This window comes from Pseudomonas orientalis (genome assembly GCF_001439815.1).
GTDB classification, from domain to species: domain Bacteria; phylum Pseudomonadota; class Gammaproteobacteria; order Pseudomonadales; family Pseudomonadaceae; genus Aquipseudomonas; species Aquipseudomonas orientalis.
Window position 1 is genome coordinate 175,194 of the sequence record NZ_JYLM01000007.1, and the last position, 21,485, is coordinate 196,678.

Genomic DNA, 21,485 nt, shown 5'->3' on the forward strand with positions numbered 1-21,485 from the left:
AGTCGTCAACGATAACGCTGGCAGGCTGAATAAACGCGGTGCCCAGACGTTTTTCGCGAGCAAGCTCGCTCCTACACAAAAAGGGCGGGGCAGTCCGCTATGATGGGCGGTAACTTCGCAGAGGGAGAGCTCGTGTGCGATTAGCGCTTTTATTGTCGGCTTGCCTGCTAGGCGTCACCGCCCAGGCGGCGCCGGTGGACGTCGCCAGCCTCGACCGCGCCACCTGGCCGGAAAAACTCGCCAGCCCGGCGCTGTTCGACGTGGCCTCGCGTGCGGAAATCCTCATGTTTGCCCATGGTTTGATCGCCAGCGAAGCCCAGGACGACACCGCGCTCAAGCAGCGGCTGGGGCTGAAGATCATCAACCTGGCCGCCATCGACGACCTGCGCCGCCAACTCTGGCAACGGCTGTTGGAGAACTACACCTTTGCCCAGCAAAGCTGCGAGGAAGACGCTTCGTTCTGCTACCTGGTGGAAAACATGGACGACCTGCGCGAGCAGGCCGGCAAGTTCGAGATCAGTGAAGACTCTTTCTATATAGGCTGGGCCGCCCCGAGCCGGCACTTTCACGAACGCTATCTGGATGAACTGCTGCGCAAGGCCGCGCTGTTGCCGCAGATCAGCAGCGAAGTGGCGCGCTTTGGCGACCACGAACGCAATGGCGACGAACTCAACGATCGCATGTTCCTGCTGACCTTCGACGGTGGCCCGGCAACCGTCGGCGGCAATACGGACTGGCTCGCCGATTACCTGCGCAAGCAAAAGATGAACGCCACGTTCTTTGCCCTTGGCAGCAGCCTGCAAAGCCGTGTGGAGCGCAGTTCCGCTGCGGATGTGCAGGCGTTGTATCAGGGGCAGTGCGTGGGGATCCAGGGGTGGCAGTATCGCTCGCACAGCCATTGGGTCGACTGGCAGGATTCCATCACCCGCAGCGCGTCACTGGTGCAAAACCTGCTGCCGGAAAACTACCTGCCGCTGTTCCGCCCGCCTTACGGGCAACGGCGCGCGGACAGCCAGGGATTCTTCCAGGCTCAAGGTCTGCAAGTGGCGTTATGGGACATCGATTCCCAGGACGATCCGGGCAAGCTCAAGGCCGAGGAGTCGGCGCAGCGGGTGCTGACGCTGATGCTGCTGTGGCGCAAAGGGGTGATGGTGTTTCACGACACCCAGGACAAGGCGCGGGTGGCACTGCCCATGGTGTTGCAGTCGACGGCGCAGAGTGGCTTGGGTTGGCAGGACTGCCGTGAAGCATTTCGATGAAATGCCCGGCCCTGTTGGTTGAGGGGGATTTTCGGGGTGATTTTCCGCGACATTTCGATGCAGGCGGACTTCCGACTTTAACGGGGTACCTGACACTCGGCTAGTGCTATTCGTCATCCTGAAAAATAAACTTCAAAAAAGCGTCAAAGTGCTTTTTCCTGTCATGGGTTTTGCGGTATTACGAAGTCAGACCGCCGAAACCTGCAGCACAGGTGGCGTCTTCCAAGACTCCTCATGTGGGCACTGCACTTGACCTTACTCAAGGTGCAGTCGGTGGTCGAATCGAGGCGCAGCACCGCCCAGGTATTGCGTCGACTGGCTCCCACAAAGGTGACCGAGTATGGATGATCATGGACGCACCCCTTCTTCCGACCAGCCAATCCTTTATGTGCTTGATACCAACGTACTGATTCACGATCCAAACGCACTGCTTAACTTTGAAGAACACCACGTCGCCATTCCCATGATCGTGCTGGAGGAACTGGACAAACTCAAAAGCGGCCACCACAGCGTTGCCGCCGAATGCCGCCAGGCCATCCGCCTGATCGACAAGACCCTGGGCGAAGCCTCGCCCGAGGACGTTGAAGTCGGCGTGCCGATCCAGCGGGGCAAGAGCGGGCCCAAGGGGTTGCTGTCGATCCTGATGAGCAAGCGCAACGAGCCCAACAGCCTGCTTCCGGAAAACCTCAACGACAACAAGATCATCAACCAATTGATCGACCTGCACGCGCGCGACAAGGATCTGCGCGTGGTGCTGGTGACCAAAGACATCAATATGCGCCTCAAGGCCCGAGCGTGTGGGATCGCGGCCGAGGACTACAGTACCGACCAACTGGTCGACGACGTGTCGATGCTGTCCCGTGGTTATCACATGATGACCGGCTCGTTCTGGGACCGCGTCAGCAAGGTCGAAACCCGCCAGGATCACGGGCGTACCTGGCATCAGGTGCAGCTGATCGACAACCTGCCGGCGGTGCATATCAATGAATTCATCGTCGACGAACAGGGCTTCGTGGGCTGGATCAAAGAGATCCAGGTCGACAAGCTGCTGATCCTCGACCTGCATCAGGAACCCCTGTTGCACCAGGAAGCCTGGGGCCTGAAACCGCGTGATATCTACCAGAGCCTGGCGTTGTATGCGCTGCTCGACCCGGACATCCACTTGGTCAACCTGACCGGCGCCGCAGGCTCGGGTAAGACCATCCTCGCCCTGGCCGCCGCCATCGAACAGACCATGGTGACCAAGCGCTATCGCCGCATCATCGCCACCCGCAGCGTGCAGGGCCTGGACCAGGAAATCGGTTTTCTGCCCGGCACCGAGGCGGAAAAAATGGAGCCGTGGCTGGGGGCGATCACCGACAACCTCGAAGCCTTGCACATGGATGACGAAAACACCCATGGCAGCGTCGACTACATCCTCAGCAAAGTGCCGTTGCAGTTCAAATCCCTCAACTACATTCGAGGCCGCAGTTTCCAGCAGAGCCTGATTTTGATCGATGAATGCCAGAACCTCACCCCGCACCAGATGAAAACCATCATCACCCGTGCCGGCGCCGGTTCCAAAGTGGTGTGCCTGGGCAACCTGGCACAGATCGACACCCCTTACCTGTCCGCGACCAGCTCCGGGCTGACCTACCTGACGGAACGCTTCAAGGATTTCCCGAACGGCGTGCATATCGCGCTGCAGGGCGTGCCACGTTCGATTCTGGCCGAATACGCCGAATCTCACCTCTAAAACGCGATCAATGTGGGAGGGGCTTGCCCCCGATGACGGTGGTGCATTCAACATCTCTGTTGACTGACCCACCGCCATCGGGAGCAAGCCCCCTCCCACATTTTTTCTGTGTTGGGTTTACAATCGCTGCTCCTGATCAGGAGTATCGCTGTGCTGACTCATCTCGATTCCCAAGGCCGCGCCCATATGGTCGACGTCACCGACAAAGCCGTGACGTTCCGTGAAGCCGTGGCCGAAGCGCGGGTGCGCATGTTGCCCGCCACCCTGAAAATGATTGTCGACGGCGCCCACCCCAAGGGCGACGTGTTTGCCGTGGCCCGCATTGCCGGGATCCAGGCGGCGAAAAAAACCAGTGACCTGATCCCCCTGTGCCATCCGCTGATGCTCACCGGCGTTAAGGTCGAACTGCGCGCCGATGGCGTGGACGCGGTGCATATCCTGGCGCGCTGCAAGCTCTCCGGGCAGACCGGCGTGGAGATGGAAGCATTGACCGCCGCCAGCGTCGCGGCGCTGACGATCTACGACATGTGCAAGGCCGTGGACCGTGGCATGACCATCGAAAATATTCGCCTGCTGGAAAAGCTCGGCGGCAAAAGCGGGCATTTCAAGGCGGACCAGGCATGAGCATCAACGTATTGTTTTTTGCGCGTTACAGCGAAGCGATTGGCTTGGATTCGCTGGAGATGGAAGGCGAGTTCGCGACCGTCGACGCCGTGCGCCAAGCGTTGGCGGCTGAAGCGGACTTCGCGGTGCTCAACGAAACCAGCCTGATGTGCGCCCGCAACCAGGAACTGTGCAGCCTCGACGAACCGCTGCAAGCCGGCGATGAAGTCGCGTTTTTCCCGCCCGTGACCGGAGGCTGAGCATGGCCATTCGTGTGCAGAACGAGGCCTTTGATCCCGGCGCCGAAGTCAACGCGATGCACGCCGCCAATGTCGGCGTGGGCGCGGTGGTGAGTTTTGTCGGTTATGTGCGCGACTTCAATGATGGGCGCGAGGTGTCCGGGATGTTTCTGGAGCATTACCCTGGCATGACCGAAAAGGCCTTGGTCAAGATTGCCGTGGAAGCCGAGCAGCGCTGGCCGTTGCTCAAGCTGGAAGTGCTGCATCGCATCGGCGCGCTGGAACCGGGTGAGCCGATTGTGTTTGTGGCGGCGGCCAGTGCGCATCGTCAGGCGGCGTTTGATGCCTGTGCGTTTGTGATGGATTACTTGAAGACGCGAGCGCCGTTTTGGAAGAAAGAGACCACGCCAGAAGGTGCGCGTTGGGTTGAAGGGCGGGCCAGTGATCACTCGGCAGCAGATCGCTGGAAATAGCCAGCCAGGACAAATCTCAAAACCAGCAGAGATCAAAGTGTGGGAGGGGGCTTGCCCCCGATGACGGTGGATCAGCCAGCTTATGTCTAGCTGACCCACCGCTATCGGGGGCAAGCCCCCTCCCACACTTTTATTGCATTTGAGCTTAAGGGCGCTTGCGTTCTACAGCGCGCAGCAAATGCGTCGGCGGCGTCTCACAACTGATCTTGCGCCCCAGCAACGTCTCGATCGACGGCAACTGATACGAGTCATCTTCCCCGGCAAAGCTGATCGACACACCCGCAGCCCCGGCACGCCCGGTACGACCGATACGGTGCACATAGTCGTCCGGCACTTCCGGCAGGGTGAAGTTGATCACGTGGCTGATGCCGTCGATGTGAATGCCGCGCCCGGCCACGTCGGTGGCCACCAGCACGCGGATCTTGCCTTCGCGGAACCCTTCCAGGGTCTTGATGCGCTTGTGCTGCGGCACATCGCCTGACAACTGCGCGGCGTTGACGCCATCGCGCACCAGGCGTTCTTCGATGCGGCGCACTTCGTCCTTGCGGTTGGCGAACACCATCACGCGCTCCCAACCGTTGTCGTTGATCAGGTTGTAGAGCAGCTTGTACTTGTCGGCACCGGCCACGGCATAGATGTGCTGCTCGACGTTTTCGCTGGCGACGTTGAGCGCTTCGATCTCGACGATGGACGGGTCGGTGGTCCACTGCTTGGCGAGGTTCATCACGTCTTCGGTGAAGGTGGCGGAGAACAGCAGGGTCTGGCGCTCGGCTTTTGGCGGGGTCTGGCGAATGATCTGGCGCACTTGCGGGATGAAACCCATGTCGAGCATGCGGTCGGCTTCGTCCAGCACCATCACTTCGACCATGTCCAGGTGCACGTCGCCGCGCTGGTTGAAGTCGAGCAGGCGGCCCGGGGTGGCGACCAGGATGTCGCAGTGGCGGGCTTCGAGGTGCTTGAGCTGCTTGTCGAAGTCCATGCCGCCAACGAAGGTCATCACGTTGAGGCCGGTATACTTGGTCAGGTCGGCGGCGTCCTTGGCGATCTGCACCACCAGCTCCCGGGTCGGGGCGATGATCAGTGCGCGCGGCTCACCCATGTAGCGTTCTTTGGGCGGCGGCGTCTGCAGCAGCTGGGTGATGATCGAGATCAGGAACGCGGCGGTCTTGCCGGTGCCGGTCTGGGCGCGGCCGATGGCGTCTTTACCCGCCAGGGTGAAGCCCAGCACCTGCGCCTGGATCGGCGTGCAGTACGGGAAGCCCAGGTCCTGGATGGCGTGCATCAGTTCCGGGGCCAGGTCGAAGTCGTGGAAGCGGGTCTTGCCTTCCTGGGGCTCGACGATGAAGTCTTCGAGCTTCCACGGGATGACGACCGGCTTCGGGGCGTGTTCGCGGCGAGGCTTTGGCGCGACTGGCGCGGCAGCGACTTCAACCGGTTTTGCCTGTTCCGGCGCTGTCACCTTCGGCTGGGCAACGGGTGCCGTCCGGGCGGGCTGCCTGCCGTCATTGCGGCTGCCGGTTGGCGGGACGGGAGCACTGGGAACTGGCGCGAGCGGCTCAGCCTCGCTTTTGCCGAACATCTTCTTGAGTGCTTTGAGCACGGTCATCTCATTAATTGGTTAAGGAATGTACGCCGGCCAGTGTAATGCAAGAATCGGGCGCGGCGTAGTGCGTCTGTCATACAACTACATGAACGCGGGGATCAGCGCAGGCGCTCAGCCAGCCAGGTGCCGATATCGTGTATCTCCTGGGGTAACACTTCGTGACCCATTGGGTATTCCTGCCATGTCACGGTGACACTACGGCTCTTCAAATGCTCGAAGGCGCTGCGGCCCATGGCGTTCTGCACCACCTCGTCGTGCTGGCCGTGCAGGCACAGGGCCGGAATGCGTTGCTGGCTGGCGGATAATTCCAGCTCGTCATCGAAGGTCGGCGCGTAAGTGGAGAGGGCGATCACGCCACCCAGCGGGCCCTGCCATTGTTTAAACGCTGTGTGGAAAACCACTGCGCCGCCCTGGGAGAAGCCAGCCAGGAAAACGCGCGAAGCGTCTATCCCGCGCCTCTTCTGCGCCTCGATCAAGTCCATGACCATTTCGGTGGAGGCGTCCAGCTCTTCCAGGCTGATCGAACGGGCCGGACTCATGGCCCTGATGTCGTACCAGCTTGGCATCTCGTAGCCACCATTTATTGTCACCGGGCGGTTGGGCGCCTGGGGCAAAACGAAGCGGGTGGTCATTAATGTTTCCTGCAGCAGTTCGGCCACCGGCAGGAAGTCGTAGCGATCGGCGCCCAGGCCATGCAGCCAGATAACGCAGGCGTCTGCGGACTTGGTGGGCTCTAGAATCAAGGGTTCGGTCATGTTTGCTCCATAGATGTGCAGGCGCTCCGATTGGGTGCGTCGCAACGGTGCGCGACAGGTTGATCTGTTAAGAGAATGTCGCAAGGTTGAATCTTTTGCCATAGAACAGGGCGCTCAGCGACTCAGCCAGCACTCTGGTACGGGCCTTGCTATGTGTAGGTCGATGTCAGAACTCTCCTAGGACGGTAACACTATCAGTGACTGCCGCTTGTGGGAAAGCAACTGGAATTACCGCAAAGATCTCATGCTGCTTGACCCCAAAAAAAGCCAACACGGGTCGATATCGCCTCATAAGGGTGCGCTGAGGTCGGAGCTCCGACACAACAAGAGCAACTGGAGGTTTGAATGAAGGTATTGAAATCCACCCTGGCCATCGTGACCGCGGCCGCTGTATTGGGTGTCAGTGGTTTTGCCCAGGCTGGCGCCACCCTGGACGCGGTGCAGAAGAAAGGCTTCGTGCAATGTGGCGTGAGTGACGGCCTGCCGGGTTTCTCGGTGCCGGATGCCAGCGGCAAGATCCTCGGGATCGACGCTGATGTGTGCCGCGCTGTGGCCGCTGCCGTTTTCGGTGACGCGACCAAGGTCAAATTCAGCCAGTTGAACGCCAAGGAGCGTTTCACCGCGCTGCAGTCCGGCGAAGTCGACATCCTGTCGCGCAACACCACCATGACCAGCTCCCGCGATGCGGGCATGGGCCTGAAATTCCCAGGCTTCATCACCTACTATGACGGCATCGGTTTCCTGGTTAACAACAAGCTGGGCGTGAAGAGCGCCAAGGAGCTGGACGGCGCAACCATCTGCATCCAGGCCGGTACCACCACCGAACTGAACGTTTCCGACTACTTCCGTGGCAACAACCTCAAGTACACCCCGATCACCTTCGACACCTCCGATGAAAGCGCCAAGTCGCTGGAGTCCGGGCGTTGCGACGTGTTGACCTCCGACAAGTCCCAACTGTTCGCCCAGCGCAGCAAGCTGGCCGCACCGAAGGACTACGTCGTTCTGCCGGAAACCATTTCCAAGGAGCCCCTGGGCCCGGTCGTGCGTAACGGCGACGACGAGTGGCTGGCTATCGTGCGCTGGGTAGGCTACGCCATGCTCAACGCTGAAGAAGCCGGTATCACCTCCAAAAACGTCGAAGCTGAAGCCAAGTCCACCAAGAACCCGGACGTTGCTCGTCTGCTCGGTGCCGACGGCGAATACGGCAAAGACCTGAAAGTGAAGAAAGACTGGGTCGTGCAGATCGTCAAGCAAGTGGGTAACTACGGCGAAGTGTTCGAGCGCAACCTGGGCAAGAGCACCCCGCTGGAAATCGACCGTGGCCTGAACGCACTGTGGAACAACGGCGGCATTCAATACGCACCCCCTGTGCGCTGATCGCTGATGGTTCTGTCACCCGGTGGGCCAACCGCCGGGTGATGTTCTGTTCCATTCTTTTCGGGGCACTTCATGCAAAATCAAATCGGCGCACCCAAGCAGAAGCTCAGCTTCAGCGATCCCAAAGTGCGTGCGTGGCTCTTCCAGATCATCACGATTGTGGCGGTGGTCTCGCTGGGCTGGTACCTCTTCAACAATACCCAGACCAACCTGCAGCACCGAGGCATCACCTCGGGGTTCGACTTTCTTGAGCGCAGTGCCGGCTTCGGCATCGCGCAGCATTTGATCGATTACACCGAGTCGGACAGTTATGCCCGGGTGTTTGTGATCGGTCTGCTCAACACCTTGCTGGTGACCTTTATCGGCGTAATCCTGGCGACACTGCTCGGGTTCGTCATTGGCGTGGCGCGGCTGTCGCCGAACTGGATGATCAACAAGCTGGCGACTGTGTATGTGGAAGTGTTCCGCAACATTCCGCCGCTGCTGCAGATCCTGTTCTGGTACTTCGCGGTGTTCCTGACCATGCCGGGGCCGCGTAACAGTCACAATTTCGGCGATACCTTCTTTGTCAGCAGCCGTGGCCTGAATATGCCGGCGGCGCTTGCCGCTGACGGGTTCTGGCCGTTTGTGGTCAGCGTCGTGGTTGCCATTGCGGCCATCGTGCTGATGACGCGTTGGGCCAACAAGCGCTTTGAAGCCACCGGTGTTCCGTTTCATAAGTTCTGGGCGGGCCTGGCGCTGTTCATCGTGATCCCGACGCTGTGCGCGTTGATCTTTGGTGCACCGCTGCACTGGGAAATGCCCAAGCTGCAAGGTTTCAACTTCGTCGGCGGCTGGGTACTGATTCCCGAACTGCTCGCGTTGACCCTGGCGCTGACCGTCTACACGGCAGCGTTTATCGCCGAGATCGTGCGTTCGGGCATCAAGTCGGTCAGCCACGGCCAGACCGAAGCCGCGCGCTCCCTGGGCCTGCGCCCCGGGCCGACGCTGCGCAAGGTCATCATCCCGCAAGCGTTGCGGGTGATCATTCCGCCGCTGACCAGCCAATACCTGAACCTGGCGAAAAATTCGTCGCTGGCCGCCGGTATCGGTTACCCGGAAATGGTTTCGCTGTTTGCCGGCACGGTGCTCAACCAGACCGGCCAGGCGATCGAAGTCATTGCCATCACCATGAGCGTGTACCTGGCGATCAGCATCAGCATTTCCCTGCTGATGAACTGGTACAACAAGCGCATTGCGCTGATCGAGCGGTGAGGAAACGCCCATGAGTTCACATACATTCAAACCGGATATGCCGCCGCCGAACAAAGTCTTCGGGCCGATGGCATGGATGCGCGCCAACCTGTTCTCCAGCTGGCTCAACACGCTGCTGACCTTGCTGGCGTTCTACCTGATCTACCTGGTGGTGCCGCCGATCCTCAGCTGGGCGATCATCGATGCCAACTGGGTCGGTACCACCCGCGCCGATTGCACCAAGGAGGGCGCCTGCTGGGTGTTCATCCAACAGCGCTTCGGGCAGTTCATGTACGGCTACTACCCCGGCGACCTGCGCTGGCGGGTGGACCTCACCGTGTGGCTGGCCATCGTTGGCGTGGCGCCGTTGTTCATCTCGCGTTTCCAGCGCAAGGCGGTCTACGGCCTGAGCTTTCTGGTGCTGTACCCGATCATCGCGTTCTTCCTGTTGCACGGCGGCGCGTTCGGGCTGACCAACGTGGCCACCAGCCAATGGGGCGGCTTGATGCTGACCCTGGTCATCGCCACCGTGGGCATTGCCGGCGCGTTGCCGCTGGGCATCATGCTGGCGTTGGGGCGGCGCTCGAACATGCCGGCGATTCGGGTGGTCTGCGTGACCTTCATCGAATTCTGGCGCGGCGTGCCGTTGATCACGGTGTTGTTCATGTCTTCGGTGATGCTGCCGCTGTTCCTGCCTGAAGGCATGGGCATCGACAAGCTGCTGCGCGCATTGATCGGCGTGATCCTGTTCCAGTCGGCCTACGTGGCCGAAGTGGTGCGCGGTGGCTTGCAGGCGATTCCCAAGGGCCAGTACGAAGCGGCCGCGGCGATGGGCCTGGGTTACTGGCGCAGCATGGGCCTGGTGATCCTGCCGCAGGCGCTGAAGATGGTGATCCCCGGCATCGTCAATACGTTTATCGCGTTGTTCAAGGACACCAGCCTTGTGATCATCATCGGCCTGTTCGACCTGCTCAACAGCGTCAAGCAAGCCGCCGCCGACCCCAAATGGTTGGGCATGGCCACCGAAGGCTACGTGTTCGCCGCCCTGGTGTTCTGGATTTTCTGTTTTGGTATGTCGCGCTATTCCATTCATTTGGAACACAAGCTCGACACAGGCCACAAGCGTTAGGAGTTGATGTGATGAGCGAAGCGATCAAACAGCCTGTGAGCCCTGAAGGCATTATCCAGATGCAGGGCGTCAACAAGTGGTACGGCCAGTTCCACGTATTGAAAGACATCAACCTCAACGTCAAGCAGGGCGAGCGTATCGTGCTGTGCGGGCCGTCGGGGTCGGGCAAGTCCACCACCATCCGCTGCCTCAACCGCCTGGAAGAGCACCAGCAGGGCCGCATCGTGGTCGATGGCGTGGAACTGACCAACGATTTGAAGCAGATCGAAGCGATCCGCCGTGAAGTCGGCATGGTGTTCCAGCACTTCAACCTGTTCCCGCACCTGACCATCCTGCAGAACTGCACGCTGGCACCGATGTGGGTGCGCAAGATGCCCAAGCGCAAGGCCGAGGAAATTGCCATGCATTATCTTGAACGCGTGCGCATTCCGGAGCAGGCCCACAAGTTTCCGGGGCAGCTTTCAGGCGGCCAGCAACAGCGCGTGGCAATTGCCCGCGCGCTGTGCATGAAACCCAAAATTATGCTGTTCGACGAGCCGACGTCGGCGCTGGACCCTGAGATGGTGAAAGAGGTTCTGGACACCATGATCGGCCTGGCCGAAGACGGCATGACCATGTTGTGCGTCACCCACGAGATGGGCTTTGCGCGCACCGTGGCCAACCGCGTGATCTTCATGGACAAGGGCGAGATCGTGGAGCAGGCGGCGCCGAATGACTTCTTCGATAACCCGCAGAATGATCGGACCAAGTTGTTCCTGAGCCAGATTTTGCATTGATCGGTGGATGATGCTTGAAAACAAACCCGGCCCTGGCGCCGGGTTTGTTTTTTTGGGTTTACGAGGCTTTCAGCGTTTCGGCCTCGTCATGGACGGTATAGGTGAAGGCGCCACGCAAATCAGCACCTTCGGCCAGGACTTTTGTGTCCGCCAGCAAATGCGGGTGGCGATCCAATAGCCGCATCAGGATCACCAGGGACCTTGGGGCGGCCAGTTCGCCGCGTTCGTAGCGAGAGAATGCGTTGTGGCCGACGCCGGACAGCAAATCCACGGCCTCTTTTTGCGTAAGGTGAAGCTTGCGGCGGATGCGTTTGATCTCGGCGCCGATCATTTTCCGGGCGGCGAGGGCCAGTTCAGCCTTTGCCGCGTCGTATCGATCTGTGCTGTCGTTGTCCGGGTCCCAGAAACTGTCGCCGCATACCTTGCATTCCCAGCCTGAAAGATTGTCGACCTGGCGCTCCATGCCTTTGATGCGGATGGTTTCGCTGCGGCCCTCAAAGTAACTCAATGCATCTGGGGCGCCGCAGATGTAGCAAAGCTCGGTTTTTTTCATGATTGTCTCTCCTTGAAGGAGATTACCGGCGGTCTACCGTTTGGGCGGTAAGTGACCTTGATGTAAATCTCCCTGTTTTTTGCATGCGTGTAATACACGTCTTGCCAGGTTCGATGATCCCCATAGGTCGTCATCGACTTGTACAGCATCCTGTTTCTCAGTTCGTAAATGACGCTCTGCATATCCTCGATACTAAAGCCGAGATGCTCGCTGGATTCCTTTGCTGTCCTGGTAAACGCTCTGCTTCCAAGCCGCCTGACATCCGCTTTTATCACCGCCAAATCGTAATGAGGTGTGTACTTTTCCATAAGACACCTGAGTCCAATAATTACCCTCTGAGGGTAATTTTACCAATCGAAAATACTGCTCCTTTCCCTGCCCAAGAACCCTAGTGCGTTGCCTTTGTAGGCAGCTCCGAATAGCCTGTGGGAAAATTCATCCTGTGAGTGGCCGTACTGCAAGCGATCTGCAGGCACTGCGCTCGGCAAGACCCGCAACGCGCCAAATCCCTCTGCCGGCAGTTGATCAATGAACCCTGAAACCCGACGCAAGACTGAACTTGAAGAGCTGCTGATTGACGCCGAGGCCGACGACGAGGCGGTGCAACACGCGCAGCCGGGCGTGGCTCGCCCCTGGTTGCTGTTGCTCGGCCTGGTCCTGGTGGCGCTGAACCTGCGCCCGGCGTTGTCGAGCCTGTCGCCGCTGCTGGCGCAAGTCTCCGGCAGCCTGGGCTTGTCGGCCGTCAAGGCCGGGTTGCTGACCACCTTGCCGGTGCTGTGCCTGGGCCTGTTCGCGCCGACCGCGCCACTGCTGGCGCGACGTTTTGGCGCCGAGCGCGTGGTGTTGGGCATTCTGCTGACCCTGGCCGCCGGGATCATCCTGCGCAGTTCGTTCGGTGAAGTGGGCCTGTTCCTCGGCAGCCTGATTGCCGGCGCGAGCATCGGCATTATCGGCGTGCTGTTGCCGGGCATCGTCAAGCGTGATTTCGCCAGGCAGGCCGGGACCATGACCGGGGTCTACACCATGGCGTTGTGCCTGGGCGCCGCGATGGCAGCGGGTGCTACCGTGCCGTTGAGCCACTACTTCGGTGACAGTTGGAACATTGGCCTGGGCTTCTGGATGCTGCCGGCGCTGGCGGCGGCGTTGGTCTGGTTGCCGCAGGTCGGCCAACAGCACGGCAGCCACCGCGTTGCTTATCGTGTAAAGGGTTTGCTGCGCGACCCACTGGCCTGGCAGGTCACGCTTTACATGGGGCTGCAATCTTCGCTGGCCTACATCGTGTTCGGCTGGTTGCCCTCGATCCTGATCGGACGCGGCCTGAGTGCCACCGAGGCCGGGTTGGCATTATCCGGCTCGATCATCGTGCAACTGCTCAGTTCGCTTGCCGCCCCCTGGCTCGCCACCCGGGGCAAGGACCAGCGCCTGGCAATCGTGGTGGTGATGCTGCTGACCCTGGGCGGTTTGTTCGGTTGTCTTTACGCACCGCTGGAGGGCTTGTGGGGTTGGGCGATTGTATTGGGCCTGGGGCAGGGCGGTACCTTCAGCCTGGCGCTGACCTTGATCGTGTTGCGCTCACGCGATTCCCACGTGGCGGCCAACCTGTCGAGCATGGCTCAGGGCATCGGTTACACCCTGGCGTCTCTCGGCCCGTTCGCGGTCGGCCTGGTGCATGACTGGACCGGCGGCTGGACAGCCATCGGCTGGATCTTCGCCGTGATCGGCCTGGGTGCCATCGTCGCGGGCCTCGGTGCCGGACGTGCGCGCTACGTGCAAGTCACCGGCGAGCCCGTTTAGAGGTACACCACTTCCAGCGTGGCCGAGCCATCGAGTGGGGTGTCCACGCTCAGGTCCAGGTTCTGCCGGGCATTGATCACGGTCTGCACCGTGACGATGCCGCCCAGGACACCGATGGCCGTGGGCCCGCTGACGCTGCCTTCAACGGCGGTAAAGCCCAGGTAGCTTCTGGAACCGATGTCGATGGGGTTGAGGTTGGAGGTGCGCCACGCCAGGCCACCGGTGGTGGACTCGGTGCCGTAGAGCTGCGGCGTGTTGCCCGCCTGGGTCTGCCGAGGGTCGAAGGTCATGGAGTAGACCCCAAGGCGGTTGCCGCTGTTGTCGAACCCCAGCCCGTAGTAAATCTCACTGTTGACCATGGCCGAGCCGTCGCGGTTGTCGCGCATGCGCAGGGCATAGCGGGTCGGGCCGTTGCAGGCGATGCCGATGTGCAGGGTCTTGGCGGGCAGCCGTGTGGCGGTGTCCAGGTTCAGGTCTTGCCGGGCGATCTTGCCGTAGTCGATCAGGCCGCCGCCGGACAGTTGCGGCTGGCACGCGGCGGGAGTGATCAGTCCTTGGACGCTCAGGTCCACCGTCGAAGCCGCCCACGCCGACTCGGCGGTGGCAATCAAGAACAGGCTGGAAAGGACGCAGGTCTTCATGGTTCGGACTCCTATAAGTAAAAGATTTCGATAGTGCCGGACCCGTTGATGCGCACGACGTCGCGCAGATCCAGGGTTTGCGTGGGGGCCAGGTACGCCTTGATGCGCACCGTGCCGGCCAGGGTCTGAATAGCGATTGGCCCGGTGGTGACGCCGGTTTTGTCGGTAAACGCCAGCAGGCTGTTGGCGGCCATGGGGATTTGTCGCGCTGTGGAGCTGCTCCAGGCAGCGCCACCACTGGTGGAGTCGGTACGGTAGAGCGCTGCGTAGCTGTCGGCGCTGAAATCCGCCGGGTCGACCGTCAGGTAGAAACGCCCGATTTTGTTGCGGCTGGCGTCCAGGTCCAGTCCATAGGCCGTTTCATCGATGCCGCCGGTGGCCGAGCCGTCGCGGTTGTCGCGCATGTGCAGGGCGAAGCGCGCCGGGGCGTCGCAGGTCACATTCAAGCGCAGGGTGCGAGCCGGCAGCGGCGTCTCAGTGGTCGCGCTCAGGTCTTTGGCGTACAACGTGCCGTAGTCCACCACGCCCTGGTCCGACAGCAACGGTTGGCAGGCGGTCGGCGCGAAGTGGGCGCGCAGTGTCAGATCGCGGTAGCGCCCGCTGGCATTGTTGTACAACATCCCGCTGACTTCCCAGGTGGTGGCGTCGCGCACCTGGGTGGCGGCCGGGTCGGCCCAGGCGCGCAGCGTCATGTGCAGCGACAGGGTTTTACCCATCATCGGCACGCCCTGGTCCAGCGGCGCGATGCCATGGTCGGGACGCCATTGCAGCACGCTTGCGCTGCTCACCGGCGCCTGGCCCGCGCCGGGCAACAAGCCCAGTTCCACCGCCCTGCCGTCGAGTACGGCGTTGCCGACCTCGATGGCATAGCTGCCGTGGGGCGTGAACTGCAGGCGCTGTGCGGTGGCGGCGGTGCCGCGATAGAACAGGCTCAGGTCCTGGGCTCGGGGGCAGGTGAAGGTGAGGCTTATCCGGCGTTCGCCAAGCAAGCGTTGCGGCGCACTGTCGCTTTGCGCCAGGCGGCTCATCAGGCCGAAATCCACCAGCGGTTCGCTGAGGTTGAGTTGGCACTCTTCAAAGGCATGAGCGGTGCCGGCAAACGCGAGTAATAACCCCAGGCTCAGGTGGCGCAAACAAGTAGCAAAATGCATGGCGGTAGTCCTCATGGCGTGTGGCAGCGAGCGGGCGCGGTTTCGAAATACACCGTAGGATCGGCTTTTTCCGGCAGTTCGTAGCGCAGCTCACAGCGTTCGCCCTGCGGCGTGGTGATCCACAGTTGCCCTTGATCCAATACATTGGGCAGGAACACTTGGCTGGCGTCCTGCACCAGGGTGATGAACTCACCGCTGGCCGTGCTCACGGAGGCGCCCACCGGCAGCGGTTCGCCTCGGTCGGTGCTGACGGTGAGCAACATGCGGCGCGTCAGGCCCACGCCGAACTCGACCCGGTCCACCGCGCCGCGCCCGGCCGAGATCATCGCCAGGCCGTTGTTGATGTCGGCATTGCGCGGTAGCGAACGGGTTTGCACTTCCACCGGGCTGCGCCCGTAGGCGGCCACTTGGGAGACCACAGCCTGGCCGTGCCAATCGGTCCAGACCGGGCCGCTGGGGGTGCTGAGCTTGATGCCGCTCATGTCGCCGACCGATACCAGAGCGAAGGTATCGCGCACCGGATACGGTGAAAACGTGACGCCGCCGTCGTGCAATACCACCCCGCCGCGTGCGCCGCCCTGGTAGCTGGAGCGCTCGGCATCGGAGCGGCTGTAGCTCAGGTCCAGCTGGGTGTAGCGCGGCAGTGCCGAGACACCGACGCTGGTTTCCACCTGACGGTCGCGGCTGTCGTGCTCGGCGCTGACGCGGTAACTGAGCTGGTCGTCGATCTGTTCGGTGACGCCCAGGCCGGTGCGGTTTTCGCCGCCGGAATTGCGTACCCAGCTGCGCAGCCGGCGACTCTCGCCCAACGGCACGCTGATAGTGAGGTACACCGCATTGTCCTGTCGCTGGCTGCCGCCCAGTTGCCATTCGGCACTGGCCGAAAACGATACCGCCCCGATGCTCGTGCCCCACGAGGCCAGGGCGCGGCTGCTGCCGTCGCCGGCAAAATTGGACGAACGCGACACGCCGGCACTGAAGGCGCCCAGCATCGGGTGCGACCACCCCAGATTGAGGCTTTGCTGGTCTCGATAGCGTGAGTTCTTCTGGCTACCGTCGCGCTCGTAGGTGCTTTCTTCCAGCTCGCGATAACCGATGCTGCGCCAGGAGTTGGCGGCGCTGATCGACCACTGTTCGCCCAAGCGTTGCGACCAGGAAATATCCGTCTGCACCCCGGAGACCTTTTCCCGGGCCTGGGTGTTGGACAGTTGCGTGGACAGTTGGATCTGGGTGTCCAGGAGCGGCTGCCAACCCAGGCTTGCCCCTGCCGAGCGGTATTGGCTGGCGGCCAGCACACCGCCGCCCAGGGTCAGTTGCGGATGCACGGCCCCGGTCCAGCCGCCACTGACGACCCAGGGATCTCCCCCTTTGGCGTCGCCGAGCTTGCGCACGCGACCCGCCGCCAGCGCGTACCCCGGCGCTGGCAGCCCCAGGCCAAGCATGGCGGCGGGTACGGTAAAGCGCCGTTCACCGCCGACACTTTCCTTGACCGTCACTTCCACGTCCGAGCGCGTATTGAGCCGACGCACATCACTTAAGGCGAAGGGCCCGGCGGGCACCACCGTGGAGTGAATCAACGCGCCGTTCTGGCGAACTTCCACTTGCGCGGGACTGTTGGCGATGCCCTGGATCAGCGCGCCCTGGCCTTGTTCTTGAAGCGCATGCTCAGTGAGCACCTGCACACCGGTAATCTGCGCGCCCGACAACACCGGGTTATAGAGGTTGATCTGCCCGGCTTGCAGCACCGCTTGCCGACTGGCAAAGGTGCGCTGGGCATAGGCTTCCAGATGGGTACTGCGTGACAGGCCATCCTGCCAGGTCTGGACCTGCCGGCTGCGCACGATCCAGTCACCGGCGTTGAAGCCCACTTCGGTATTGGCCGAGCCGAACCGGCTGGCGTCATCGCCAAAGCGGTTGTAAAAGCCGCTGAGGTCGTAATTGAGCATCCCGGCAAAGCCCCCGGTTTCGTACCCGGAGATATCCTGCGGGATTGGGCGCAAGGCTTCGGTAGGTACCACCAAAGACACCGACAGCGTCGCCGGATCGGGCTCCACCAGGCTTTGCGGGTACTGCGCCAGGAAGTCGTGGCAGTGCTCGGTATCGTCGGGCACCACCAGGTTGGCGGCGTCCAGCAAAGCGCGGTCAAAGCACAGGTTGCCTTGGCGGTCGAAACTTGCGTCGAGGCGGCCACGGCGCTGGCCATTGACCCGCAGGTTGACGGTGTGCCGTCCGGTGGCGAAGCGCGGCGCATCCAGCAACAGGCTGGCCAGTTGCGGGTCGATGCCGCGTTGTTGCAGGGTCTGGGCGTCGAAACCGGACGAGCCGGCACCCTCGGCCCAGGTCTTGGCCGGCAGCAGGGCGCACAGCAGCATCACCAGCGGCATGGGCTGGCGCAGGGGGAGAGCGGGCACGGCTTCGCCGTCACGGTAACTCGATACTGTTTTCACGCTTGGCACTCTTGATGTGAACGCGCGGGCCCGTTTGATCCGGTGCCGGCAGGCGTTCCGGTGACGATCAATGAGCCGTCACTTCTTTATCCGGGCGTGGTGATGCCCGGTGGTTCAGTCAGCGGGTGAGCGGTGCGTCGTAGGCCGCAACGGCAAAGCCGTACACCGTGGCTGGTTGCAGCCGCACTGTGTCGGCGCCGGCGCCGCTGGCCGGTACGCTCAAGGTTTCGCCGGGCAGCACATAGGTGCGCGGCAGCATGGCCTTGCCGTTACCGGGCAGCAGTTGCAGCTCCTGCGCCAGGCGCACCACGTAGGGGGTGTCGTTGCGCACCTGCAAGGTGCCGTTGGTGAGCGTCCAGGTCAGGTCGGTCCACGGCGTGCGGTTGGGGGCCAAACCCTTGGGGTGCACGATCACCGGCAGGTTCTGGCGCACGGTCACGCCCACGCGGGCATGCCCGGCGGCGGTGGCTGCGCGCCCTTGGGGCATGCCTTCGAACACCGCGCGTTTGAGCCGCTGGGTGAGCAACGGCTGCTGGTTTTGCAGGATGAAACGCACCAGTTGCGATTTGGACGATTCCACCCGTGACAACGGTGGCGTCACCACCAAAAGCGGCTCGGTGTCTTCGGGGATGTCCTGCAAGGTAACGTGCAGCAGTGCGAGTTGGCTGTCGGTGTTGGTCACCGATACGCTGGCTTCGCCATCGGCTTCAAGCACGATCACCACGGAGCTGTCGGGCACCATGCCGTCGGCCTTGGCTTGAGAACCGAGTACCAGCAGCAAGGCAATCAGCCCTACAGCAGTGTTTGAGAAGAACGTCGTCATGACGGGGTTTCCATTAGGGCAAATAAGTCGATCAGAGGTAGCGCAAATCCAGCACGATGGAGCCGTCGAGGGGCACTTCCTGATCCAGGGTCAGGTAGCGCGAAAAGTTGATCGCGGTTTCGACCTGAAGCTGGGTGGTGAGCTGGCTGAGAAAGTCGGGTTGACGGTCGCCCGGCAGGGCAAAGGCCATATAGGCGCGTGGGTAGGCATTCGGGTCCGGCGTCCAGGTTTCGCCGTCGTTGAGCGAGGACAGCACCTGCAGGGGTTGCGCGTCGCCCACCGGGTTGCGAAAGGCCAGCCCCACGGAGCCCAGGCGTTCGTCCGGGACATGAATGTTTATGCCCAGCCCGTAGAAAAAGTCCGGCGCCAGGGACGAGTCCGCGCGGTTGTCGACACCCACCAGCGCAAACAGCATTGGCCTTGCGCACTGCACATGCAGTTCCAGCGTGCGGCTGGGCAGCACGGTGAATTCGTCGCTGTGCAGGCTGCGCGCGGGGATCTTGCCGTACTCGATGCTGCCGTCTTCGGACAGCTCCACATGGCAGGCATCCGGCGTCACCCGGCCGGTTACCATCAGGTCGACATAGGACGCCGCCCCGGCCTCTGCGGTGGCGGCCAGGGCGAGCAGCACGGCAACAGAGCGCACCTTCAGCCGGGAGCATGGTCGGTGCCTGGCGGGGTTTGAGGAAGGGGCGGTCATGGGTCAGAGGTACTTCACTTCGAGGGTGGCGGAACCGTCGAGCGTGACTTCGTTGCTCAGGTCCAGGCCGTCAGAGCGGTTGATATGGGTTGTAACCCGCAGGTCCATGGTCAGATCTTTAACCGCTACCGGCTGAGTGTCGTCATTCATTGAGGCCACCGACATGTACATGCTCGGCTGCCATACTCTCTCGCTGGACCAAGTCTTACCTTGATCATACGAGCCGATTGTCTGTACCACCGCGCCGTCTTCGGCGACCGGGTTACGCAAGGAAAGGGAGTACCTGCCCAGCTTTTGGGTCTCGTTGATGAAACCCAGGCCATAGTCTGTCGTAAGGCCTGAGCCTACGCGGTTATCGATCGAATGCAGGGCGAACTGGATGGGTGCGTCGCAATTGACGGTCATCGTCAAGGTGTGGACGCCAATCAGCGTCGCTTGGTCCGGCTGCAGGTCCTTGGCCGAAACCTTGCCATGATCAATCACCCCACCGCTGGACAGGCTGGGCGTACAAGCGCTTGGCACAATCAAACCCTTGACCGTCAAGTCCACGCTTGAGGCGGCAAAGGTGTTGGCCGAGCTGAGCAGCGCGATACCGGCGGCCAGGGTGGTGAATCGGGTCTTCATGGTGGCGACTTCCTTGGTGGGGATCAGAGGTAATTGACTTGCACGGTGGCGTGGCCGTCGATGGGGACTTCGTCGGTCAGCGTCAGGCCGTCGGCGGGGGCGATGTGGGTGATCAGGCGGATTTGCGCGTCCAGTTGCTCGACGGCGATCGGTGCCACACCCTCGTTATTGGAGACGGCCGTGAGCAGGGTGTGGCTGAGCATGGTCGAGGGGCTCCAGGTCACACCGCCATCCCTCGAGGTGATAGTGCGTACGGGGACGTTGTCGGCAATCGGCGCGTAGAGGCCAAGCCCTGCATCGCCGACTTTTTCATCGTTGGCGGTCGTGCCCAGGCCATGCCAGCTGAAGTGGCTGGCGGCGGTGCCTGCGCGGTTGTCGATGGTGTTCAGGGTAAAAAACGTCGGGCCGTCGCAACGCACACTCAGCAGCATGGTTTCCCGTGGCAGGTCGGTGTAGGTGTCGGTGTTGAGCTCCTTGACCGACACCTTGCCGAAGTCAATCACCCCGCCGCCGGAGATCACCGGTTCACAGGCACTGGGCGTAATGCTCCCCTTGACGAGCAGGTCGGTGTTGCTGGCGGCGAATGCGGGCGGGCAGAGCAGCAACGTACTGATCAAACTGAGAGCAAAAACCTTCATGGCGAGTGGATCTCCTTGGGCTCAGGGGCCGATATCGTTGGGATTAGAGGTACACGACTTCCACGGTGATGGAGCCGTCGATGGGGACCTCGCCGCTGAGGCTCAGCTCGCTAGTGGGGGCGATCTTGGTGTAGATCCTGGCTTCTGCGGTCCACAGCTTGGCCGGGATCGGCGTGGTCCCACCGGGCACGGTAGGGGTCAAATAGATTTCATGTGCCCAATACCGGCTGCTCATCCACGGACCTTCCTTTTTTCTGGAGGAGAGACTGCCGGCAGGCGCATCATCGACGATCAATGACGAGTTCAAAAACCTCACCCCCATGTAGCCAAGTTTTTCCGTGCCGTTGTTGATCAGGCCCAGACCGAATTTTTCCGAATCCAGAACGCCACTGCTCGACCCTGTGCGGTTGTCCATTGTCCGCACAGCCACCAATGTGGCGGCGTCACAGCTGACAGAAAACTGCAGGGCTTTGGTGGGCAGGGAGGTCTCCGTGTCGACGTTCAGGTCCTTGGCTGCAATCTTGCCGTAGTCCACGACCCCGCCTTCGGACAGTGCGGGGGTACAGGCGCTCGGGACAATCGAACCCTTGACGGCGAGGTCCACGGAGCTGGCTGCAAACGCCGAGGAGGTCAGCGCAAGGAACAAGGCGCTGCTCAGTAGCGATAGAGAGGTGGTGCTCATTTCATTGGTTTCCATTGCAAGGCTGGCAGATTACGACGCGTGCAAAGTCTGGCCCGCTTCTTTATGGGCGGGTGCGCAGGGCAACGGTCTATTGGTTTACGGCGGCGGTGAAGGCGCGAGCCGTCCCTCTGTGGGGTGGGGGGAATTTATCGAGAAGCCCAGGCAGTGGAAATACAACTTCTACGACATTGCCGTGGCCCGTCGAGCAGGCTGTTTAGCGCGCTGGGGGAAGGTCTTTGGCTTTGTTTTT

The 21,485-nt window shown here is 61.6% G+C and carries 22 protein-coding genes; 10 read left to right on the top strand and 12 right to left on the bottom strand.

What is annotated here, in order from left to right:
- The first annotated feature begins 134 nt into the window (after positions 1–134).
- The 5 genes from TU82_RS18185 (at position 135) to moaE (ending at position 4,309) form a co-directional block, all read left to right on the top strand.
- Positions 135–1,259, top strand: coding sequence for a polysaccharide deacetylase family protein (locus tag TU82_RS18185; protein WP_057724659.1), 1,125 nt, complete (start codon positions 135–137; stop codon positions 1,257–1,259).
- A gap of 340 nt (positions 1,260–1,599) precedes the next feature.
- Positions 1,600–2,994: a PhoH family protein gene (locus tag TU82_RS18190; protein WP_057724660.1), complete on the top strand. Its 1,395-nt coding sequence runs from the start codon at positions 1,600–1,602 to the stop codon at positions 2,992–2,994.
- 150 nt (positions 2,995–3,144) lie between these two features.
- Positions 3,145–3,618 carry a cyclic pyranopterin monophosphate synthase MoaC gene (moaC, locus tag TU82_RS18195; protein ID WP_057724661.1) on the top strand — a complete coding sequence of 158 codons (474 nt, stop codon included), beginning with the start codon at positions 3,145–3,147 and terminating at the stop codon, positions 3,616–3,618.
- Complete coding sequence (gene moaD, locus TU82_RS18200) at positions 3,615–3,857, top strand: molybdopterin converting factor subunit 1 (protein WP_057724662.1); 243 nt, start codon at positions 3,615–3,617, stop codon at positions 3,855–3,857. The genes moaC and moaD overlap by 4 nt, the downstream gene beginning before the upstream one ends.
- Before the next feature lie 2 nt (positions 3,858–3,859).
- On the top strand, positions 3,860–4,309 hold the full coding sequence (moaE, locus tag TU82_RS18205; protein ID WP_057724663.1) for a molybdopterin synthase catalytic subunit MoaE: 450 nt from the start codon (positions 3,860–3,862) through the stop codon (positions 4,307–4,309).
- A gap of 145 nt (positions 4,310–4,454) precedes the next feature.
- Here the strand turns inward: moaE and rhlB are convergent, their stop codons facing one another.
- Entirely contained in the window at positions 4,455–5,915 is a 1,461-nt protein-coding gene (gene rhlB / locus TU82_RS18210; protein ID WP_057724664.1) for an ATP-dependent RNA helicase RhlB, read from the bottom strand.
- Between the two features lie 95 nt (positions 5,916–6,010).
- Positions 6,011–6,667, bottom strand: coding sequence for an alpha/beta hydrolase (locus tag TU82_RS18215; protein WP_057724665.1), 657 nt, complete (start codon positions 6,665–6,667; stop codon positions 6,011–6,013).
- A gap of 345 nt (positions 6,668–7,012) precedes the next feature.
- Here TU82_RS18215 and TU82_RS18220 point away from each other — a divergent pair, with 345 nt between their 5' ends.
- From TU82_RS18220 to TU82_RS18235, 4 genes are all read left to right on the top strand, one after another.
- Positions 7,013–8,044, top strand: coding sequence for an amino acid ABC transporter substrate-binding protein (locus tag TU82_RS18220; RefSeq protein WP_016978213.1), 1,032 nt, complete (start codon positions 7,013–7,015; stop codon positions 8,042–8,044).
- Positions 8,045–8,116: 72 nt separating this feature from the next.
- Entirely contained in the window at positions 8,117–9,298 is a 1,182-nt protein-coding gene (locus tag TU82_RS18225) for an amino acid ABC transporter permease (protein WP_057724666.1), read from the top strand.
- Between the two features lie 10 nt (positions 9,299–9,308).
- Complete coding sequence (locus tag TU82_RS18230) at positions 9,309–10,406, top strand: amino acid ABC transporter permease (RefSeq protein ID WP_016978216.1); 1,098 nt, start codon at positions 9,309–9,311, stop codon at positions 10,404–10,406.
- An 11-nt stretch (positions 10,407–10,417) separates the two neighbouring features.
- Entirely contained in the window at positions 10,418–11,182 is a 765-nt protein-coding gene (locus tag TU82_RS18235; RefSeq protein ID WP_003171943.1) for an amino acid ABC transporter ATP-binding protein, read from the top strand.
- 58 nt (positions 11,183–11,240) lie between these two features.
- Here TU82_RS18235 and TU82_RS18240 read toward each other — a convergent pair whose 3' ends face one another.
- Both TU82_RS18240 and TU82_RS18245 read right to left on the bottom strand, forming a co-directional pair.
- Positions 11,241–11,735 (bottom strand): type II toxin-antitoxin system MqsA family antitoxin, encoded by a 495-nt coding sequence (locus tag TU82_RS18240; protein WP_057724667.1) that lies wholly within the window; start codon positions 11,733–11,735, stop codon positions 11,241–11,243.
- Positions 11,732–12,043, bottom strand: a complete 312-nt coding sequence (locus TU82_RS18245; RefSeq protein WP_057724668.1) for a type II toxin-antitoxin system MqsR family toxin — start codon at positions 12,041–12,043, stop codon at positions 11,732–11,734. The genes TU82_RS18240 and TU82_RS18245 overlap by 4 nt, the downstream gene beginning before the upstream one ends.
- A 220-nt stretch (positions 12,044–12,263) precedes the next feature.
- Between TU82_RS18245 and TU82_RS18250 the strand changes: the two genes are divergently transcribed.
- Entirely contained in the window at positions 12,264–13,529 is a 1,266-nt protein-coding gene (locus tag TU82_RS18250) for a CynX/NimT family MFS transporter (protein WP_057724669.1), read from the top strand.
- Here the strand turns inward: TU82_RS18250 and TU82_RS18255 are convergent.
- The 8 genes from TU82_RS18255 to TU82_RS18290 all read right to left on the bottom strand — a co-directional run bounded on the left by TU82_RS18255 (position 13,526) and on the right by TU82_RS18290 (position 21,235).
- Entirely contained in the window at positions 13,526–14,170 is a 645-nt protein-coding gene (locus tag TU82_RS18255) for a DUF1120 domain-containing protein (RefSeq protein WP_057724670.1), read from the bottom strand. The two genes, TU82_RS18250 and TU82_RS18255, sit on opposite strands and share 4 nt — an antisense overlap.
- Positions 14,171–14,181: 11 nt before the next feature.
- Entirely contained in the window at positions 14,182–15,321 is a 1,140-nt protein-coding gene (locus tag TU82_RS18260) for a DUF1120 domain-containing protein (protein WP_173667488.1), read from the bottom strand.
- Positions 15,322–15,332: 11 nt separating this feature from the next.
- Positions 15,333–17,768: a fimbria/pilus outer membrane usher protein gene (locus TU82_RS18265; protein WP_057724671.1), complete on the bottom strand. Its 2,436-nt coding sequence runs from the start codon at positions 17,766–17,768 to the stop codon at positions 15,333–15,335.
- A gap of 118 nt (positions 17,769–17,886) precedes the next feature.
- On the bottom strand, positions 17,887–18,591 hold the full coding sequence (locus TU82_RS18270; RefSeq protein WP_057724672.1) for a fimbria/pilus chaperone family protein: 705 nt from the start codon (positions 18,589–18,591) through the stop codon (positions 17,887–17,889).
- A gap of 31 nt (positions 18,592–18,622) precedes the next feature.
- On the bottom strand, positions 18,623–19,291 hold the full coding sequence (locus tag TU82_RS18275) for a DUF1120 domain-containing protein (protein ID WP_057724673.1): 669 nt from the start codon (positions 19,289–19,291) through the stop codon (positions 18,623–18,625).
- Between the two features lie 3 nt (positions 19,292–19,294).
- Positions 19,295–19,915: a DUF1120 domain-containing protein gene (locus tag TU82_RS18280; RefSeq protein WP_057724674.1), complete on the bottom strand. Its 621-nt coding sequence runs from the start codon at positions 19,913–19,915 to the stop codon at positions 19,295–19,297.
- A gap of 23 nt (positions 19,916–19,938) precedes the next feature.
- Positions 19,939–20,553, bottom strand: a complete 615-nt coding sequence (locus TU82_RS18285; protein ID WP_057724675.1) for a DUF1120 domain-containing protein — start codon at positions 20,551–20,553, stop codon at positions 19,939–19,941.
- Positions 20,554–20,596: 43 nt separating this feature from the next.
- A complete protein-coding gene (locus TU82_RS18290) occupies positions 20,597–21,235 on the bottom strand; it encodes a DUF1120 domain-containing protein (RefSeq protein WP_057724676.1) in 639 nt (212 codons plus the stop codon).
- Positions 21,236–21,485 lie beyond the last annotated feature (250 nt).

Bases quoted from the DNA above. Each gene is read 5' to 3' on its own strand.
- TU82_RS18190 (WP_057724660.1), top strand. From the start codon at position 1,600: ATGGATGATCATGGACGCACCCCTTCTTCCGACCAGCCAATCCTTTAT.
- moaD (WP_057724662.1), top strand. From the start codon at position 3,615: ATGAGCATCAACGTATTGTTTTTTGCGCGTTACAGCGAAGCGATTGGC.
- moaE (WP_057724663.1), top strand. From the start codon at position 3,860: ATGGCCATTCGTGTGCAGAACGAGGCCTTTGATCCCGGCGCCGAAGTC.
- rhlB (WP_057724664.1), bottom strand. From the start codon at position 5,915: ATGACCGTGCTCAAAGCACTCAAGAAGATGTTCGGCAAAAGCGAGGCT.
- TU82_RS18215 (WP_057724665.1), bottom strand. From the start codon at position 6,667: ATGACCGAACCCTTGATTCTAGAGCCCACCAAGTCCGCAGACGCCTGC.
- TU82_RS18220 (WP_016978213.1), top strand. From the start codon at position 7,013: ATGAAGGTATTGAAATCCACCCTGGCCATCGTGACCGCGGCCGCTGTA.
- TU82_RS18225 (WP_057724666.1), top strand. From the start codon at position 8,117: ATGCAAAATCAAATCGGCGCACCCAAGCAGAAGCTCAGCTTCAGCGAT.
- TU82_RS18230 (WP_016978216.1), top strand. From the start codon at position 9,309: ATGAGTTCACATACATTCAAACCGGATATGCCGCCGCCGAACAAAGTC.
- TU82_RS18235 (WP_003171943.1), top strand. From the start codon at position 10,418: ATGAGCGAAGCGATCAAACAGCCTGTGAGCCCTGAAGGCATTATCCAG.
- TU82_RS18240 (WP_057724667.1), bottom strand. From the start codon at position 11,735: ATGAAAAAAACCGAGCTTTGCTACATCTGCGGCGCCCCAGATGCATTG.
- TU82_RS18245 (WP_057724668.1), bottom strand. From the start codon at position 12,043: ATGGAAAAGTACACACCTCATTACGATTTGGCGGTGATAAAAGCGGAT.
- TU82_RS18250 (WP_057724669.1), top strand. From the start codon at position 12,264: ATGAACCCTGAAACCCGACGCAAGACTGAACTTGAAGAGCTGCTGATT.
- TU82_RS18255 (WP_057724670.1), bottom strand. From the start codon at position 14,170: ATGAAGACCTGCGTCCTTTCCAGCCTGTTCTTGATTGCCACCGCCGAG.
- TU82_RS18260 (WP_173667488.1), bottom strand. From the start codon at position 15,321: ATGCATTTTGCTACTTGTTTGCGCCACCTGAGCCTGGGGTTATTACTC.
- TU82_RS18270 (WP_057724672.1), bottom strand. From the start codon at position 18,591: ATGACGACGTTCTTCTCAAACACTGCTGTAGGGCTGATTGCCTTGCTG.
- TU82_RS18275 (WP_057724673.1), bottom strand. From the start codon at position 19,291: ATGACCGCCCCTTCCTCAAACCCCGCCAGGCACCGACCATGCTCCCGG.
- TU82_RS18280 (WP_057724674.1), bottom strand. From the start codon at position 19,915: ATGAAGACCCGATTCACCACCCTGGCCGCCGGTATCGCGCTGCTCAGC.
- TU82_RS18285 (WP_057724675.1), bottom strand. From the start codon at position 20,553: ATGAAGGTTTTTGCTCTCAGTTTGATCAGTACGTTGCTGCTCTGCCCG.
- TU82_RS18290 (WP_057724676.1), bottom strand. From the start codon at position 21,235: ATGAGCACCACCTCTCTATCGCTACTGAGCAGCGCCTTGTTCCTTGCG.